Raw genomic sequence first — 17,313 nt, 5'->3', positions numbered from 1 at the left:
CGTTAATAAAGACTTCGTGGTCGACTGGCTACCGATGCTGCAACTGATCGATACGACGGTATTTAAATAGACGCCGTATACCGAACCGCATCACCGACTCGCTGGTGAAATATGCGGTGCTATGGCAGTTCGCCGTCGGTGATCCCCGAATCAGTAATCTTGAACGTCGCCTTCTCGCCTGCGGCTTTGGCCCGGTGTTTTTCGAGCGTCGCCCGGCGGTTGCCGCCGCGGAACCGGTCGAGCCGGAGGACGACGCCGGTCCAGTGTTCCAGCGTATGGCCGCCCAACGCCCGCGTTCGGTCGGTGTCTGGGTCCGTAAACACCTGATTGGTGATCACAACCGCAATGTCGTGTTTCCGGGCCAGCGACAGCAGTTGGGTGACCTGCCGAGCGACCGCCCGCAGCGAGTCGCCGCCGTTTTCGTCCTCGCCGCGCTGGAGCCGATAGAAGCCCGTGGCGCTATCGAGGACCATGAGGTCGACCTGCTCGGCGAACTCCGCGGCGTCCCGGACGGCCTCCTGCTGTTCGTCGAAATCCACCGCGTCGGTAATGATGAGCCGCGAGGCGACCGCCTCGACCGGTTCGTCCGAGTTGGCCTCGATCAACTGCTGAAATCGGTCGACCGACAGCCCCTCGGTGTCGATATAGAGGGCCTGGCCGCCGTCGGTGGCGACACCGACCGCCGCCGAGAGCGCGACGTTGGTCTTGCCCGCCGCTGGCGGCCCGTAGAGCTGGGTGACCGTCCCCCGTTCGAAGCCGCCGCCCAGCAGCTCGTCGAGTGCCCCGCAACCGGTCGAAACTGGCTCGCTCACAGTCGGAGGTCGGCCGGTCGGCGCAAAAGCCCCTCGGTCTCCCGTGAACGTCGCTCTCCTGATTGGTTGGGTAGCGGCCAGCAGAACTGATACGGCTCGCCGACGAACCGGTGGATATGGCCGACAAAACACTGATCGAAGTCGAAGGCTCCCACGACAGAGCGACGATCGCGTCCTACTTCCGACAGTTCGCCGATGGGCTCGAAGCGGACGGTTCGGTCACGTTCCGGACCGACGAAGACGAGGTGAGCGTGACCGTCCCCGAGACGGCGGAGTTCGAGCTCGAAATCGAACGCGAAACCGAAGAGGAAGGCGAGGGCGACGAAGAATACGAGGTCGAGTTCGAAGTCGAGTGGTCGACAGACGAGGAGGAAGCAGCCGAGGAGGCGATCCTGGAAATCGGGAGCGACACCGAGGGTCAACAGGAGACGATCGAGGAGTCGGTCGAGGAAGCCGAAGGTGGTCAGGAGCCAGCGGCCAGCGATGAGGCCGAGGCTCACAGCAATGAAGGCGAGGCCGGCAGCGACGCCGAGATGGAGCAACCGAACCCACCCGAAGGACGAAGCGAGGTCGACGCCGCCGAAGACGACGAAGGGAGTCGACACGCCGACACCGATACGGACACCGACGAGGATCGGTAGGGAGCCCCTACTTCGGCGTTAGTATCCGTCTTCGAGCGCCGTTTCTGCTCGCCGCATGATCTCGCCGATCGGTCGCCCCGTCTCAGCCGCGACGGCGGCCGCATCGTCGTACTCAGTGCTGATGTCGTAGACCTCGCCGTCGGTCGTGCTGGCGATTTTCACGTCGACCCTGTAGGTCTCACCACCGATGGTGAGGTCGACCGTCTCGATCTCCCGGTGGGCGGTCCAGCGGTGACCGGCACCGTGTTCGCGGACCCCGAGCGTCCCGGTTTCGAGCGCCAGGCGGTGGGCAACGCGCTCGGCGTCCTCCGGCTTGCAGATCACCTTCAAGAGGTGGCCCGGGCGGGATTTCTTCATCGTCACCGGGAGGATAGAGACGTCGCGCGCACCGGCCGCGGTGAGGGTTTCGTGGAGCCCGCCCAACAGCTCCGGCGAGGCGTCGTCGAGATTCGTCTCCAGGACCGTGATCGAATCCCGATCGAGCCGACTCCCGCCATCGCCGAGGGTCGCCCGAAGGACGTTCGGATGGGACTCGAAGTCGAAATCACCGGCTCCGTACCCCGACTGCTCGACCGAGAGGGCGGGAAGCGTCTCGACACCGTCGGCCAACTGGGCGAGGATCGCCGCGCCGGTCGGCGTCAGGAGTTCGACGTCGATCGGCCCGCCGTCGATCGACCAGTCGGCACGCTCGGCGATCTCCAGGACGGCAGGACCGGGAATGGGGTAGGTGCCGTGGCTCATCTCGCGGTGGCCGCCGCCGACTGACAGCGGCGTGGTAACGATCCGGTCGACGCCGAGGTCGTCGACCAGCAGCATTGCCCCGACGATGTCGGCGATGGCGTCGTCCGCGCCGACCTCGTGGAACTGAATCGCTTCGAGGGACTCGCCGTGGACTGCGGCTTCGGCCTCGCCGAGCAGCCGAAACGCCCCGCGGGCGTCGGCGGCGACCGACTCCGGGAGTGCCATCGCGTCGACGATCTCCAGGACGTCGGTATAACTCCGGTGGGCACCATGACCTTCGGCGTGGGTGTGATCGTGGTCGTGGGTATGTTCGTGATCGTGCGTATGATCGTGGTCGTGTGTGTGATCGCCATCATGGTCATGGGTGTGTTCATGACTATCCGGCTGGCTGTGGGCGTGGCTGTCGTGGTCGGATTCGTCGGGTTCGTCGGACTCGTCGGTCAACAGTACGTCGACTGTCGTCGCGTCGATCCCGTTTTTCATCGTCGAGTCGACCGCATACCGAACCGGAAGTGCGGATTCGACCGGGTCGAGAACCGAGCGGTCGGCACCGACCGCCAACAGCGCACCCAGGATCATATCGCCGCTGGCACCCAGCCGACCGTCAAACGCGAGTGTTCGCATGGCCTACCTACCCGCGAGCCGGTGAAAAATCTGGTCTGTTCGGCGTCGGTCTCGCTGGTCGAGCCGACACCGCGATCCAGCGACGGAGCCCGGTGCGACAGCCGCCCCGACTCTTAATTATAAATACATACAAAATCTGGTTAGGAATGAGCCGTATCGTGGGGCTTTTTTAACTCGTCTGGCGAATCTCCGGACATGAGAAACGCGAAGATCGTCTGTACGCTTGGTCCCGCATCGAGCGACCGGGAGACAATTCGGTCGCTCGCCGACGCCGGGATGTCTGTGGCTCGTCTCAACGCGAGCCACGGCTCGACCGACCATCGCCGCACCGTGATCGACCGTATCCGTGATATCGACGAGGAACTGACCGAGCCGCTGGCGGTCATGGTCGACCTCAAAGGGCCCGAGGTCCGAACCGCCGAAATCGACTCGCCGGTGATGCTCGAAACCGGCTCGGAAGTCGTCTTCGCCGAAGGCGACACCTCGACGCCGGAGTTCGTCGGCCTCACCGTCTCGATCACCGAGTGCGAACCCGGCGACACGATCCTCCTGGACGACGGCCGAATCGAGGCCCGCGTCGTCGGCGTCGACGGCGAGGAGGTCGTCGCCGAGATCATCTCCGGCGGCAAGCTCCAGAGCCGCAAGGGCGTCAACATCCCCGGCGTCGACCTCGATATCGAACTCATTACCGAGGGCGACGAGAAGGAACTCCAGCTTGCGGCCGACAAGCGGGCGGACTTCGTCGCGGCTTCCTTCGTCCGCGACGGCGAGGACGTCTACAAGATCATCGACAAACTCGAGGAGTTCGGCGACCCGGACATCCCCGTCATTGCGAAGATCGAGCGCGCTGGCGCGGTCGAGAACCTCGACGAGATCATCAGCGCCGCCGACGGCGTCATGGTCGCCCGCGGCGATCTCGGCGTCGAGTGTCCGCTCGAAGACGTGCCGATCGTCCAGAAACGGATCATCAAGAAGTGTGTCGACGCCGGGGTGCCCGTGATTACGGCGACCGAGATGCTCGACTCGATGATCCACACCCGCCGACCGACGCGCGCGGAAGCCTCCGACGTGGCCAACGCCGTCCTGGACGGCACCGACGCGGTAATGCTGTCGGGCGAGACCGCCATCGGCGACCACCCGGTCCGAGTCGTCGAGACGATGGCCAACATCGTCGAAGGGGTCGAAGAAACCGACGAGTACGCCGAGAGCATCGAACAGCGCGTTCCGGCGGCTAAAGACCAGTCGAGAACCGAGGCGCTGGCGCGGTCGGCGCGCTATCTCGCCCGCGATATCGGTGCCTCCGCGGTGGTCGCCGCCAGCGAGTCCGGCTACACCGCCCGAAAAACAGCAAAGTTCCGCCCACAGGTGCCGATCGTCGCCACGACGCCCAACGACCGGGTTCGCCGACAGCTCGCTGTCGTCTGGGGTGTGATCCCGCGCTACTTCGAGTACCAGGACAACGTCGAGACGGTTCTCGAAGGCAGCGTCCAGTCGGCACTCGACACCAACGTCGCCGAAAGCGGCGATACCGTGGTCGCACTCTCCGGGATGGTATCGAGTCTCGAACAGACACAGACGACGAATATGCTGAAGGTCCACGTCGCCGCCGAACAGATCGCCAGCGGAAAACAGATCGTCGGCGGCCGTGTCGCCGGACCGCTCGTTCGGCTCGATGACGGCGATCTCTCCGAGGTTCCCGAGGGAGCGATCCTCGCGCTGTCGCCCGACTTCGACGGCGAGTTCACTGGCGACATGGAGAAAATCGGTGGCATCGTTGATGCCCGTGAGGGAATGACCGGCTATCCCGCGGTCATCGCCCGCGAACTCGGGTTTCCGATGCTCAGCGGCGCGGTAATTCCTGAAGAGATCGACGACGGGGCGACGCTCAGCATCGACGCCGAACGCGGCGTCGTCTTCGATGGCAACGTTCTCCGAACCCCCAGACGGTAGGCCTATGTGTTCGGCGACCCTCCCTTCTGTATGACTCAGGGTCCAGCCGAATCCGACCCCGAAGAAAGCCAGTGGCGCTTCAGCGTCGACGAGGTCGGCCCGGAGGCCGAACCCGACCCGCCGGAGCCCGACCCGATCGAACCCGAGTCGATCACGTTTGAACACGCCGTCTTCGTCGGTCTCGGAGTCGCGTTGACCGTCGGGATCATCCTCACCGGCCTGTTGTGACGGTCGCCGCCGCCAGCGATGCAAGCGTTAAACAGATCGAACACGTAGGGGGTGTATGCTCCTGTTGCAGGTCGATCTCGTGAGCCCGGAGACGTTGCCGCTGGTGCTCGTGACCGCCGGGCTCCTCATCTCGCTGGTCGAGGCTCTCGCGCCCGGCGCGAACTTCATCGTCGTCGGTATCGGACTGCTCGGGGCCGGGCTCGTCGGTCTGCTTTTCAGCCCGATCATCGCGCTCAACCCCTTTATCCTCGGGTTTCTGGTCTTACTGTTCGGCTCGATCGCGTTCTACCTCTACCACGAGTTCGACTTCTACGGCGGAAAGGGCCAACAACAGACCAGTGATTCCGACGCCCTCCAGGGGAAAACCGGCCGCGTCACCGAGCGTGTCACCCCCTCCGGCGGCGAGGTCAAGCTTCAGGGTGGCGGCTTCAACCCTTACTACTCGGCCCGATCGATGGACAACGAGATTCCTGAAGGAACCGACGTGATGGTCGTCGACCCCGGCGGCGGCAACGTCGTCACCGTCGAGGCACTGTCGATCATCGAAGACGACATCGACCGCCAGCTGGCCGCCGGGCGGACCGATGACAACGCGCCGTCCGACCCGCCCGAACAGGACGAGACAGCAGCCTCCGAGTTCATCGAGAAGCGCACCGAAAACCCCGAGAAAGACCCCGAGTTCGAGCGATAGCTGGCCGTCCCAACCGCGTTTCTACTGCTTCAAATCTGTGTGAATATATTAATGAAGACAACCCTTATGAGCCTGTCAGCCCAAAAACCGGTATGGAATCACTCGTACTGCAGGGGGCGCTGACGTTCACCGCAGTCGGCCTCCTGTTTCTGTTCGTCGCCGTCGTCGTCATCTGGCAGACCGTCGAGATCGTCGACGCCTACGAGAAGGAGGCGCTGACCGTCTTCGGCGAGTACCGGAAGCTCCTGGAGCCGGGGTTCAACATTATCCCGCCCTTTGTCTCCCGGACCTACCCGTTCGATATGCGGACCCAGACCCTTGACGTGCCGCGCCAGGAGGCGATCACCCGCGACAACTCCCCCGTCACGGCCGATGCCGTCGTCTACATCAAGGTGATGGACGCCAAGAAAGCCTTCCTGGAGGTCGACGACTACAAGAAGGCCGTCTCGAACCTCGCCCAGACCACCTTGCGTGCGGTCCTCGGTGATATGGAGCTCGACGACACGCTCAACAAGCGCCAGGAGATCAACGCGAAGATCCGGACCGAACTCGACGAGCCCACCGACGAGTGGGGTATTCGCGTCGAGAGCGTCGAGGTCCGCGAGGTCAACCCTTCGAAGGAGGTCCAGCAGGCCATGGAGCAGCAGACCTCCGCCGAGCGCCGCCGCCGGGCGATGATCCTCGAAGCACAGGGTGAACGCCGCTCTGCGGTCGAGACCGCCGAGGGTGACAAACAGAGCGACATCATCCGCGCACAGGGTGAAAAACAGAGCCAGATCCTCGAAGCACAGGGTGATGCGATCTCGACGGTCCTCCGGGCGAAATCCGCCGAGGCGATGGGCGAGCGCGCGATCATCGAACGCGGGATGGAGAGCCTCGAACGCATCGGCCAGGGCGAGTCCTCGACGTTCATCCTGCCCCAGGAGCTCACCTCGCTTGTGGGTCGGTACGGCAAACAGCTCACCGGCAGCGACATCCAGGAGTCCGAGGGCCTCGAAGGCAAGGAGTTCGACGACGACACCCGAAAGATGCTCGGGCTCGACGATATCGACGAGATCCTCGGCGAGATCGACCAGGCCGCCGAGATGGACATCGAGCAGCTCGAACAGGAGGCCGAACAGGTCAAAACCGGCGAGTCGGGGATCAAAAGCCCCGACGAAGTGATCGACGAGGCCGACGAAGAGATCGACGAGGAGGCACTCACCGAATCCGAGACCTCGCCCGACGGCGGCCTCGAACGCGAGACCGAGACCGAACGGTAGCTGGTACGTACGCATCTGTATCCGGCTACAGTCGACATACAGCCGACCCCAATCCGGACAAATACGGCCAGTAAACAGTCCCTAACTCCGCGATACGACGAATTAGGGTCGAAGTACTTTTAACCGATATCTCCCCTACGGAGTCGTAGATGGGAGAGCCAGTCGACGAACGGAAACGGACGACGCTTCGACGGTTCGCCGCCCTCGGCGCGTCGACATCGTTCGTCGGGATCGCCAGCGGTGCCGAGGGCGAGACATCCGATTCCCGGAGTGACGTCCCGGATGCGATTCGGGGCTATCTGTCGACCACGCCCGGCGCACACTTCTCGAAGCTCCGGGACGACCTCAAACTCGGAACGGGTGAGACCCAACACCACCTCCGATCGCTCACCGATGCGGGGGCCGTCGAGTCCCGCCGTGACGGCGAGTATCGACGCTTCTTCCCGGCCGGGCAGTTTTCGGCGTTCGAACGGACCGCCCTCGGCTATCTCCGACGCGAAACGCCCCGGCGGATGGTGATCGAATTGCTCGAATCGCCCGCCGAAACCGGGAGCGCCCTCGCCGACCGGCTGTCGGTCTCGCGGGCAACGGTGAGCAACTACGCCGGTGAGTTGGAAGACGTTGGTCTCCTGGACCGCTCCGAAAACTACGTCGTCGAACAGCCCGAAACCGTGCTGACACTCCTCGTTCGGTACGCCGATTCCTTCGGCCCGGATGCGGTCGACTTCGCCGCTGGAGCCGACGAACTCATCCGGGTCGACCGTTCGTAACTACTCGTCTTCGGGCGACGCCGAGAGATCGACACCCTCCTCGGAGGCGTCGGTGACTTTCTCTCGTGGGATGACATCGAGACAGGCGACCCGGTCGCCGCTTTCGAGCTCCATCACGATCACGCCCATCGTGTTGCGGCCGACGATCGAGATCCCCTCGACGGGGGTGCGCATGATCTGGCCGGATTTGCTCATCACGATCAGGTGATCGCCCGGTCCGACGGTCTCCATCGCACAGACCTCGCCGTTGCGGTCGTTCGTCTTGATATCGATCAGCCCTTTGCCGTTGCGCGATTGGATGCGGTACTCGTCGATATCCGAGCGCTTGCCGTAGCCGTTCTCGGTGACGGTCAGTACCCAACTGTGGCGGTCGGTGTCGACGCCCGCGACGCCAGCGACCGTATCGTTGTCCTGGAGGTCGACGCCGCGAACCCCACGGGCGCTCCGGCCCATCGGTCGGACGTCGGCTTCGTCGAACCGGATCGTCATGCCGCCTGCGGTGGCGACGACCAGCGTTCGATCGCCATCGGTGACCTCGACATCAACCAGTTTGTCGCCGTCTTCGAGTCGAACGGCGCGAATCCCGGTCGACATGATGTTTTGGAACTCGTCGACCGAGGTGCGCTTGATGTAGCCGTCCCGTGTCACCATCGTCAGATACCGGTCGCCGTCGATCTCCTCGGTTTCGATGTCGTCCATGTTGACGACCGCGGTTAACTCCTCGCCGCTGTCCAGATCCAACAGATTGACCGCTGACTTGCCGCGAGCGGTCCGGGACATCTCGGGGATCTGGAACCCACGCAAAGTGTAGATCTGGCCCTGATTCGTAAAGCAGAGCAGATAGTCGTGGGTGTTGGCGACGAACACCGAGGAGACCCCGTCGCCTTCCTTGAGATCGGTGCCGATGATCCCCTTGCCGCCGCGGTTTTGGGCACTGAAGGTCGACAGCGGCATCCGCTTGATGTAGTCGTCCTCGGACATGACGACCACGCTGTCCTCTTCGGGGATCAGGTCCTCGTGGGCGACGGTGCCGGTATCCTCGATGATCGAGGTCCGGCGGTCGTCGTCGTACTCGGCTTTGATTGCGAGGAGTTCGTCCTCGATGACGCCCAACAGTTCGGATTCGTTTTCGAGGATTTCGGTCAGGCGCTCGATTCTGGCTTGGACCTCTTCGTACTCGTCTTCGATCTCCTGGGCCTCCATCGAGGTCAGCGAGCCCAGCTGCATGGCGACGATGTGCTCGACCTGCGGCTCCGAAAAGTCGAACTGTTCGCGGAGGGCGTCTTTCGCTTCGTCGCGGTCCTCGGCATCCTGGATCGTCTCGACGACCGCGTCGACGTTGTTGAGCGCGGTGAGTCGGCCCTTCAGGATGTGGGCGCGATCCTCGGCCTCGTCGAGTTCGAACTCCGAGCGCCGCCGGACGACATCGCGGCGGTGATCGAGGTAGTGCTGGATGGTCTCTCTGAGCGTCAGGACCTGCGGCGAGCCGTCAACTAACGCGAGGTTGATAACGCCGAAGGTGCGTTCGAGATGGCTCTCCAACAACTGGTTTTTGACCACATCGACCATCGCATCCCGCTTGAGTTCGATGACGATACGCATCCCGTCGCGGTCGGACTCGTCGCGGAGGTCGCGGATGCCCTCCAGTTTCCCCTCGTTGACATCGTCGGCGATGCGTTCGACGAGTCTGGATTTGTTCTCCTGGAACGGGAGTTCGTTGATGACGATCCGCCCCTCCTCCTCGAAGGTCTCAAACTCGGCGCGGATTCGGACGCGACCGCGGCCCGTCTTGTAGGCGCTGTGAATCCCGGCCCGGCCGACGATGTTCGCGCCGGTCGGGAAGTCGGGGCCCTTGACGTGATCCATCAAGTCCTCGACGGTGGCCTCAGGGTTGTTGATCAGGTGAACGGTGGCGTCGATTACCTCGCCGAGATTATGGGGTGGGATGTTGGTCGACATCCCGACGGCGATACCTGACGATCCGTTGACCAAGAGGTTGGGAAATGCCGACGGGAGGACATCGGGCTCTTCGAGGCGGTCGTCGTAGTTCGGCACGAAGTCGACGGTATCCTTGTCGAGATCGTCGAGCAACTCCTCGGCCATCGGGGCCATCCGGGCCTCCGTGTACCGCATGGCCGCCGGTGGATCGCCGTCGACCGAACCGAAGTTCCCCTGGCCATCCACGAGCGGATAGCGCATCGAGAAGTCCTGGGCCATCCGGGCCAGCGTGTCGTAGATCGCGCTGTCGCCGTGAGGGTGGTAGTCACCCATCGTCTCGCCGACGATCGAGGAGCTCTTCCGGTGGGCCGACCCCGAGGAGACGCCCGCCTCGTGCATGGCATACAGGATGCGGCGGTGGACCGGTTTGAGTCCGTCACGGACGTCAGGCAGTGCACGGCCGGCGATGACCGACATGGCGTAGTCGATATACGACTGCTCCATCTCGTCTTCGATCCGGGCGGTTTCGATGCGTGCGGCGTCAATATCCGGCTCTTCTGGTAAATCTGCGCTCATAGATCTAGATGTCGACCCATTCGGCTTCGGTCGCGTGCTCTTTGATAAACTGTTTCCGCGGTTCGACGGCATCGCCCATCAGCACCGAAAACATCCGGTCGGCAGCTGCCGCATCCTCGATAGTGATCCGCTTGAGAATCCGGTTTTCGGGGTCCATCGTCGTCTCCCACAGCTGATCAGGATTCATTTCGCCGAGGCCCTTAAATCGCTGTACTTGGGTGGGGTTGCCGTTGCATTTCTCCTCGACGATTCGGTCTCGATCCGCCTCGGTCATCGCGTCGTAGGTGTTCCCACGATATCGGACCCGATACAGTGGCGGTTGGGCCGCATACACGTAGCCCGATTCGATGAGGGGTTTCATGTGCCGGTACAGCAGTGTCAACAGGAGCGTGCGAATGTGGGCCCCGTCGACGTCGGCATCGGTCATCAGGATGATCTTGTGATAGCGGGCCTCGTCGATATCGAACTCCTCGCCGACACCAGCACCGATAGCGGTGATCAGCGCACGGATCTCGTCGTTTTCGAGGATCCGATCCAGGCGGTGTTTTTCGACGTTGAGAATCTTCCCTTTGAGGGGCAGAATTGCCTGGTTGTGTCGGTCCCGACCCTGTTTGGCCGAGCCGCCTGCGGAGTCGCCCTCGACGACGAACAGTTCGCTTTCAGTGGGATCGCGTGTCTGACAGTCGGCGAGCTTGCCGGGGAGCGCGGTCGACTCCAGGGCGCTCTTCCGACGGGTCAGCTCTTCGGCCTTCTTGGCGGCCTTTCGGGCCCGGGCGGCCTCGGCGGCCTTGCGGACCACGGCCTGGCCGGTATCCGGGTGCTCTTCGAGATACGTGCGGAGGTGTTGGTGGGTCGCGCTTTCGACGATCCCCCGGACCTCGCTGTTGCCGAGTTTGGTCTTGGTCTGTCCCTCGAACTGTGGATCGGGGTGTTTGACCGAGATGACTGCCGTGAGGCCCTCCCGAACGTCCTCGCCTTTGAGGTTCTCGTCGAGATCGTCGGTCAGCCCGTGGTCGTTGGCGTAGTCGTTGACCACGCGTGTGAGGGCTGTCTTGAATCCGGTGAGGTGGGTGCCGCCCTCGCGGGTGTTGATGTTGTTGGCGAAGGCGTGGATCGAGCCCTGAAGCTCGTCGGTCGCCTGAATGGCGATCTCGACCTGAATACTGTCTTCCTCGTCGTCGAAGTAGATGACGTCCTCGTGGAGCGGGGTCCGGGTTTCGTTGAGATAGCCGACGAACTCCCGGATGCCGCCCTCATACAGGAACTGCTCGCGCTCGCCGGAGCGTTCGTCTTCGAGTTCGATGGCGACCCCGGAGTTGAGGAACGCGAGCTCCCGGAGTCGGTTGGCCAGCGTCGAGTAGGTAAAGTCGGTCGTCTCGAAGATATCGCCGTCAGGCCAAAACCGGATCGTGGTGCCGGTTTCTTCTCCCTCGTCCATCGGTCGAACCCTCTCGAAGGCGTCCTCGTCGGGCTCGCCGTGGTCGAAGCGGTGGGTCCAGACGTAGCCGTCACGTTTGACCTCGACTTCCAGCCATTGTGAGAGCGCGTTCACTACCGAGACACCGACACCGTGGAGCCCGCCGGAGACTTGGTAGGATTTGTTGTCGAACTTGCCGCCTGCATGGAGGACAGTCATGATGACTTCGACCGCCGGGCGGTCGTACTGTTCGTGGGTATCGACCGGGATTCCCCGGCCATCATCGGAGACCGAAACCGAGCCATCGTCGTGGATCGTCACCTCGATGTGGTCACAGTAGCCCGCCAGCGCCTCGTCGATGGAGTTGTCGACGACCTCGTAGACGAGATGGTGGAGTCCGCGACCGTCCGTCGAGCCGATATACATCGCCGGACGCTTCCGGACGGCCTGGAGGCCTTCGAGAACCTGAATCTGTCCGGCCCCGTATTCGTTTTCGCCTGACATAGAACTGATTTCGTCTAGTCGTTCCCATGGCATAAAGCCCTCGCACGCGCGGGCGTAACAACTGTGAATCGGTTTGTATGATGTGTGAAACAGTCACAGTCCGTCTCGCGATCTGCGAGACCGGGATGTCGCTTCGGTGTCGGCCGGTTTCGTGTTGCCATGCCGAACAGGTTTTAATAGCTCCGCGGAAACGATGAGGTATAGAATGACGTCATTCCAGGCGGAACTCGGTGCCGACGAGGGGATCGCCGAAGAGCTGGCAAAAGGCCAGCGAGAGATCTCCATCGCCGAGTTCTTCGAGAAGAACAAGCATATGCTCGGCTTCGACTCGGGAGCCCGCGGGCTGGTCACCGCGGTCAAAGAGGCCGTCGACAACGCCCTCGACGCCACCGAGGAGGCCGGGTTCCGACCCGACATCTACGTCGAGATCGCCGAGGCCGGTGACTACTACAAACTGGTTATCGAGGACAACGGGCCGGGCATCACGAAAGAACAGCTCCCCAAGGTCTTCGGGAAACTGCTGTACGGGTCACGATTCCACGCCCGCGAGCAGAGTCGCGGCCAGCAGGGGATCGGAATCTCGGCAGCTGTCCTCTACTCGCAGCTCACAAGCGGCAAGCCCGCCAAGATCACGAGCCGAACCCAGGAGGCCGATCGGGCCGAGTACTTCGAGCTGATCATCGACACCGACACCAACGAGCCGGAGATCCGGAAGTCCGAAACCACCACCTGGGACCGGACCCACGGCACGCGGATCGAACTGGAGATGGAGGCCAACATGCGGGCCCGCCAGCAGCTCCACGACTACATCAAACACACCGCGGTCGTCAACCCCCACGCCCGGATCGAACTCCGGGAGCCCGGTCTCGACGAGCCGCTCAAATTCGAGCGGGGGACCGACCAACTGCCCGCCGAAACCAGCGAGATTCGCCCCCACCCCCACGGGGTCGAACTGGGGACCTTGCTCAAGATGCTGGCGGCGACCGAATCGTATTCTATCTCGGGGTTCCTCCAGGAGGAGTTCACCCGCGTCGGCAAAAAGACCGCCACGAAGGTCCTGGATGCGTTCCGCGACCGCCACTACGGCCGGGAGCTCTCGTGGCCGACGCCTAGTCTCAACGTCGACATCGACGCCGCGATCACCGAGGCCGTCTCGAACAAGGGTGCCGAGGCTACCGAGTCGTTCGCGGGCGAGATCGAATCGGTACTGACGAGCCGCGAGCGAACGGCCCACTTCGAACTCCGCGAAATCGTCGACAACGTCGCCGAGAGCGTCGCCGAGGAGTTCGGCCGCACCTTCGGATCGACAGTCAGAGAAAACGCCGTTGCGGCGGTCTGGGCCGAACTCACCGCCTTCGAACCGGACGCCGAGGACGGTCGAGACCACCTTACACCGGCGATCTACACGCTGGTCGACGATGCCACGAGCACCCGGAAGGACGATGCGACGATTCAGGCGCTCGCCGAACGCATCGCCCGGCGGCTCGCCAACAGCGACGGCACCCAGTTCCGACTGACCCACGACGAGCTTTCGAGGCTCGTCGCGGAGGCCGCCGACGCGACCGTCGAGTACGACGACGTGACCGTCGGCGAGACCGCCCGCGAAAACATCATCGAGGCGCTGTGGGACATCTCGCGGACGGTCCCCGACGACGCCCCGAAGGTGCGGGCGATCGCCGACAGCCGCGATACGGCCAGCGAACTCCTGGAGGCGATGCGGGAGACCAATATCCTCGCACCACCCACGGACTGCCTCTCGCCGATCACCTCGGAACTCGTCGAAGCCGGGCTCCGGAAGGAGTACGACGCCGACTTCTACGCCGCGGCGACGCGCGACGCGGACGTCCACGGCGGCGACCCCTTCATCGTCGAGGCGGGGATCGCCTACGGCGGCGAACTCCAATCGGAGGGGAAAGTCGACCTCCTGCGCTTCGCCAACCGCGTCCCGCTGGTCTACCAGCAGGGGGCGTGTGCCATTACGGATGTGGTCAAGGGGATCGGCTGGCGGAACTACCGGCTCGACCAGCCCGGCGGCAGCGGGATTCCGAACGGCCCGGCGGTCATCATGATCCACGTCGCCTCCACGAACGTCCCCTTCACCAGCGAATCGAAGGACGCCCTGGCGAACATCCCGGCCATCGAAGACGAGATCGAGCTGGCGATCCGGGAGGCCGCCCGCGAACTCAAGTCCTATCTCAACAAACAGCGGTCACTCCAGAAGCGCCAGGAGAAACAGGACGTTCTCAGCCGGATTCTGCCGGAGATGGCCGACAAAGTCGCCGAGGTGACGGGCCGCTCGCGGCCCAACATCGAGGGCGCGATGGGCAAGATTATGAACAACCTCTGTATTGACCGCGAGATCAAGAACGGAACGGTAACCCTGACAGTCGAAAACTATTCCGACAGAAGCGAGAGCCCCGAGATCACCGAGATCGTGAGCGTCGAGCCACAGGACCTCAACGGCGCGGGGAGCGTCGTCGACCTCGACGGCGAGTGGTACGTCCAGTGGTCCCCGTCGGTGTCGGCCGGTGAGGAGGCCGAACTGACCTATACCGTCGGCGACGACGCCGACTTCGATATCACCGTCGAGGGGATCGAAGCCGAGAAACTGACCCTGAACGCCTAACACAATGAGCAAACGAACCGAAGAAGCCCGAGCCCGAGAACAGCTTATCGACCTCGCCGAGGAGTTCTACGACCAGTTCGCCGGCGGCCAGATCCCAGAGATGACGCTGCCAACGCGAACGAAAAGCAACATCGAGTACGACAAGGACTCGGGGGTCTGGGTTTATGGAGACCGAACGTCGACGCGCTCGGCGAACTCGGTCCGCGGTGCGCGGAAGCTCTTAAAAGCGGTGTACACCATCGAGTTCCTCGACCAGCAGTTGGCAGAGGACCGCTCCTCGACGCTGCGAGAGCTCTACTATCTCTCCGAATCCTGGGACAACACCGAGGCCCATTTCTCGGACCAGGATGAATCAAATCAGATGATCGAGGACCTCGAAATCGTCTCGGATGTCACCCGGGAGGACTTCCATATGCGGCCCGAGGAATCGGGGGCGACGCTGATGGGGCCGCTGGAGATCCGCGAGCAAACGCGCAGAGGAGAACGCGAGATCCACTGCCAGGAAGACGTCGGCGAGGGTGGCTACCAGATCCCGAACAACCCCGATACCATCGAATTTCTGGACAACGACATCGATTTCGTCCTCTGTGTGGAGACCGGCGGGATGCGCGACCGACTCATCGAAAACGGGTTCGACGAGGAGTACAACTGCCTCGTGGTCCATCTCAAGGGCCAGCCAGCCCGCGCAACCCGGCGGATCATCAAACGACTCCACGACGAACTGGAGCTTCCTGTCACTGTGTTCTGTGACGGTGACCCGTGGTCCTACCGCATTTATGGATCGGTTGCCTACGGCTCGATCAAATCCGCCCACCTCTCGGAGTATCTGGCGACGCCGGAGGCTGAGTATATCGGCATTCAGCCCCAGGATATCGTCGACTACGATCTGCCGACCGATCCGCTGGCGGATTCGGATATCAACGCCCTCGAATCGGAGTTGACCGATCCGCGCTACCAGACCGACTACTGGGAAGAACAGATCGAACTCCAGCTCGACATCGGCAAAAAGGCCGAACAGCAGGCGCTGGCGGCTCGTGGCCTCGATTTCGTCACCGAAACCTACCTGCCGGAACGGCTCGACGCGATGGACGTCATCTGAACTGTCGGCCAACCGATCGAACAGCCGCCGACCGATCAATCGGCGACACGCAGGTTCTGCGGCCGGGGACGGTGTGTGGCTGTCGGCTCGACGGCAATATCGATCTGTTCGGAGCCTTCGACCGTGACCGTCAGCGTGTCGTACTCGAAGGTGACCGTCGTGGGTGGTGTCCCGTGATCACCGGCGGCCGCCGACACCGTGCGTTCGAGCGCCTCGATGTCGATCACGTCGCCGACCGGTGGGGTGAGCTCCGTCGGGTCGACGCCTTGGTGGGTGGCGAGTTCCTGTGGAAGTCGCACACTGAGTGGTGTTTCGGAGGGCATACCCTCATTACGAGAAGATCGCATGTAAAGATATGTCAGACGTTTGTACGACACACACAGCAGTTCCATCGTCACAACGACCCGGTGTCGGCTGCGGAGTCGTTGGATCCTCGCCAGCGAGAGAGGAGCGTTTTGATAAGTAAGAGCAGTCCGCTCACGAGGGCGACCACTCCCATCGGATGGGTGACTCCCCAGAGCTGGTAGCTCCGCTCCCGTGCCCGGTCGTCGAACGCGCCGTGGGCTCCGTAGTCGACGTCGTCGTCGACCGGGTCCCAGAGGTTGTCGGGGCGGTCAGGCTCGGACGGCTCAGCGGTCAGCTGAGCATCCCAGCCGTTGTGCGCCAGGAGGTTGTCGAGCCGCCGCGGGACGAGACGGTTACCGAGGATGGCTTTCACCGTCGACCGGCCGACCCAGAGCTCGTCGCGGCCGTGGTCGGCGGCCCAGACGATGGCCTCGGCGGCGACCTCGGGCTGATAGATCGGCGGCACCGGCTGCGGCTGCTTCGGCAGTCGACTCCGAACCCAGTCGAACTGGGGGGTGTTGAGCGCTGGCAGCTGGACCATCGACAGTTGGATGTTGCTTTCGTCGTGAATGAGTTCAGTTCGAACCGACTCGGTAAACCCCTGAATGGCGTGTTTCGACCCACAGTAGGCCGACTGAAGCGGGATTCCCCGATAGGCCAGCGCCGAGCCGACCTGAATGATCGTCCCCTCGTCTCGCGGGACCATTCGATCGAGGGCGACCTGTGTGCCGTAGACGCAGCCGAGATAGGTGACCTCGGTGACGCGGGCGTACTCGGCGGGTTCCATCTCGCTCGCGGGCGAAAACACCGACGTCATCGCGTTGTTCACCCAGACGTCGATCGGGCCGAAGGCCTCCTCGACGGCCTCGGCAGCCGCGTCGACTTCCTCGGCGGCTGCTACGTCAGTCTGGACGGCGACCGCTTCGCCACCGGCGTCGACGACCTCCTGCTTGGCGGCGTCGAGCCCCGCCTCGCCGCGGGCCAGCAAGCCGACCTTGGCACCCTGCTCGGCAAAGGCCAGCGCTGTCGCTCGTCCGACTCCTGCCGATGCACCTGTAATGACGACCGTCGAATCCATATCTATCATAG

The 17,313-nt window shown here is 63.2% G+C and carries 14 protein-coding genes; 8 read left to right on the top strand and 6 right to left on the bottom strand.

Features of this window, described 5'->3' with window-relative positions:
* Positions 1-119 precede the first annotated feature (119 nt).
* A complete protein-coding gene (gene radB, locus NO877_RS06555) occupies positions 120-812 on the bottom strand; it encodes a DNA repair and recombination protein RadB (RefSeq protein WP_256395524.1) in 693 nt (230 codons plus the stop codon).
* A gap of 116 nt (positions 813-928) precedes the next feature.
* Between radB and NO877_RS06550 the strand changes: the two genes are divergently transcribed.
* Positions 929-1,453: an amphi-Trp domain-containing protein gene (locus NO877_RS06550; protein ID WP_256395523.1), complete on the top strand. Its 525-nt coding sequence runs from the start codon at positions 929-931 to the stop codon at positions 1,451-1,453.
* A gap of 18 nt (positions 1,454-1,471) precedes the next feature.
* Here NO877_RS06550 and larC read toward each other — a convergent pair whose 3' ends face one another.
* Positions 1,472-2,818 carry a nickel pincer cofactor biosynthesis protein LarC gene (gene larC / locus NO877_RS06545; protein ID WP_256395522.1) on the bottom strand — a complete coding sequence of 449 codons (1,347 nt, stop codon included), beginning with the start codon at positions 2,816-2,818 and terminating at the stop codon, positions 1,472-1,474.
* Positions 2,819-3,013: 195 nt separating this feature from the next.
* Between larC and pyk the strand changes: the two genes are divergently transcribed.
* The 5 genes from pyk to NO877_RS06520 all read left to right on the top strand — a co-directional run bounded on the left by pyk (position 3,014) and on the right by NO877_RS06520 (position 7,719).
* Positions 3,014-4,768, top strand: coding sequence for a pyruvate kinase (gene pyk / locus NO877_RS06540; protein ID WP_256395521.1), 1,755 nt, complete (start codon positions 3,014-3,016; stop codon positions 4,766-4,768).
* A 30-nt stretch (positions 4,769-4,798) separates the two neighbouring features.
* Positions 4,799-4,996, top strand: coding sequence for a DUF7312 domain-containing protein (locus tag NO877_RS06535; RefSeq protein WP_256395520.1), 198 nt, complete (start codon positions 4,799-4,801; stop codon positions 4,994-4,996).
* A 55-nt stretch (positions 4,997-5,051) separates the two neighbouring features.
* Entirely contained in the window at positions 5,052-5,687 is a 636-nt protein-coding gene (locus NO877_RS06530; RefSeq protein ID WP_256395519.1) for an NfeD family protein, read from the top strand.
* Positions 5,688-5,779: 92 nt separating this feature from the next.
* On the top strand, positions 5,780-6,949 hold the full coding sequence (locus NO877_RS06525; protein ID WP_256395518.1) for an SPFH domain-containing protein: 1,170 nt from the start codon (positions 5,780-5,782) through the stop codon (positions 6,947-6,949).
* A gap of 149 nt (positions 6,950-7,098) precedes the next feature.
* Entirely contained in the window at positions 7,099-7,719 is a 621-nt protein-coding gene (locus NO877_RS06520) for a winged helix-turn-helix transcriptional regulator (RefSeq protein WP_256395517.1), read from the top strand.
* Here NO877_RS06520 and gyrA read toward each other — a convergent pair whose 3' ends face one another.
* A complete protein-coding gene (gene gyrA / locus NO877_RS06515; RefSeq protein WP_256395516.1) occupies positions 7,720-10,233 on the bottom strand; it encodes a DNA gyrase subunit A in 2,514 nt (837 codons plus the stop codon).
* A gap of 4 nt (positions 10,234-10,237) precedes the next feature.
* Positions 10,238-12,154 carry a DNA topoisomerase (ATP-hydrolyzing) subunit B gene (gene gyrB / locus NO877_RS06510; protein ID WP_256395515.1) on the bottom strand — a complete coding sequence of 639 codons (1,917 nt, stop codon included), beginning with the start codon at positions 12,152-12,154 and terminating at the stop codon, positions 10,238-10,240.
* A 205-nt stretch (positions 12,155-12,359) separates the two neighbouring features.
* Between gyrB and NO877_RS06505 the strand changes: the two genes are divergently transcribed.
* Together NO877_RS06505 and NO877_RS06500 are read left to right on the top strand one after the other, a co-directional pair.
* A complete protein-coding gene (locus NO877_RS06505; protein ID WP_256395514.1) occupies positions 12,360-14,780 on the top strand; it encodes a DNA topoisomerase VI subunit B in 2,421 nt (806 codons plus the stop codon).
* A gap of 4 nt (positions 14,781-14,784) precedes the next feature.
* Positions 14,785-15,879: a DNA topoisomerase IV subunit A gene (locus NO877_RS06500; protein ID WP_256395513.1), complete on the top strand. Its 1,095-nt coding sequence runs from the start codon at positions 14,785-14,787 to the stop codon at positions 15,877-15,879.
* A 35-nt stretch (positions 15,880-15,914) separates the two neighbouring features.
* Here the strand turns inward: NO877_RS06500 and NO877_RS06495 are convergent, their stop codons facing one another.
* Both NO877_RS06495 and NO877_RS06490 read right to left on the bottom strand, forming a co-directional pair.
* Positions 15,915-16,202 carry a HalOD1 output domain-containing protein gene (locus tag NO877_RS06495; RefSeq protein WP_256395512.1) on the bottom strand — a complete coding sequence of 96 codons (288 nt, stop codon included), beginning with the start codon at positions 16,200-16,202 and terminating at the stop codon, positions 15,915-15,917.
* 71 nt (positions 16,203-16,273) lie between these two features.
* A complete protein-coding gene (locus NO877_RS06490) occupies positions 16,274-17,302 on the bottom strand; it encodes an SDR family oxidoreductase (RefSeq protein WP_256395511.1) in 1,029 nt (342 codons plus the stop codon).
* Positions 17,303-17,313 lie beyond the last annotated feature (11 nt).

Source organism: Halohasta litorea, assembly GCF_024494645.1.
GTDB lineage: Archaea > Halobacteriota > Halobacteria > Halobacteriales > Haloferacaceae > Halohasta > Halohasta litorea.
This window is presented reverse-complemented; position numbering and strand designations above follow the sequence as displayed.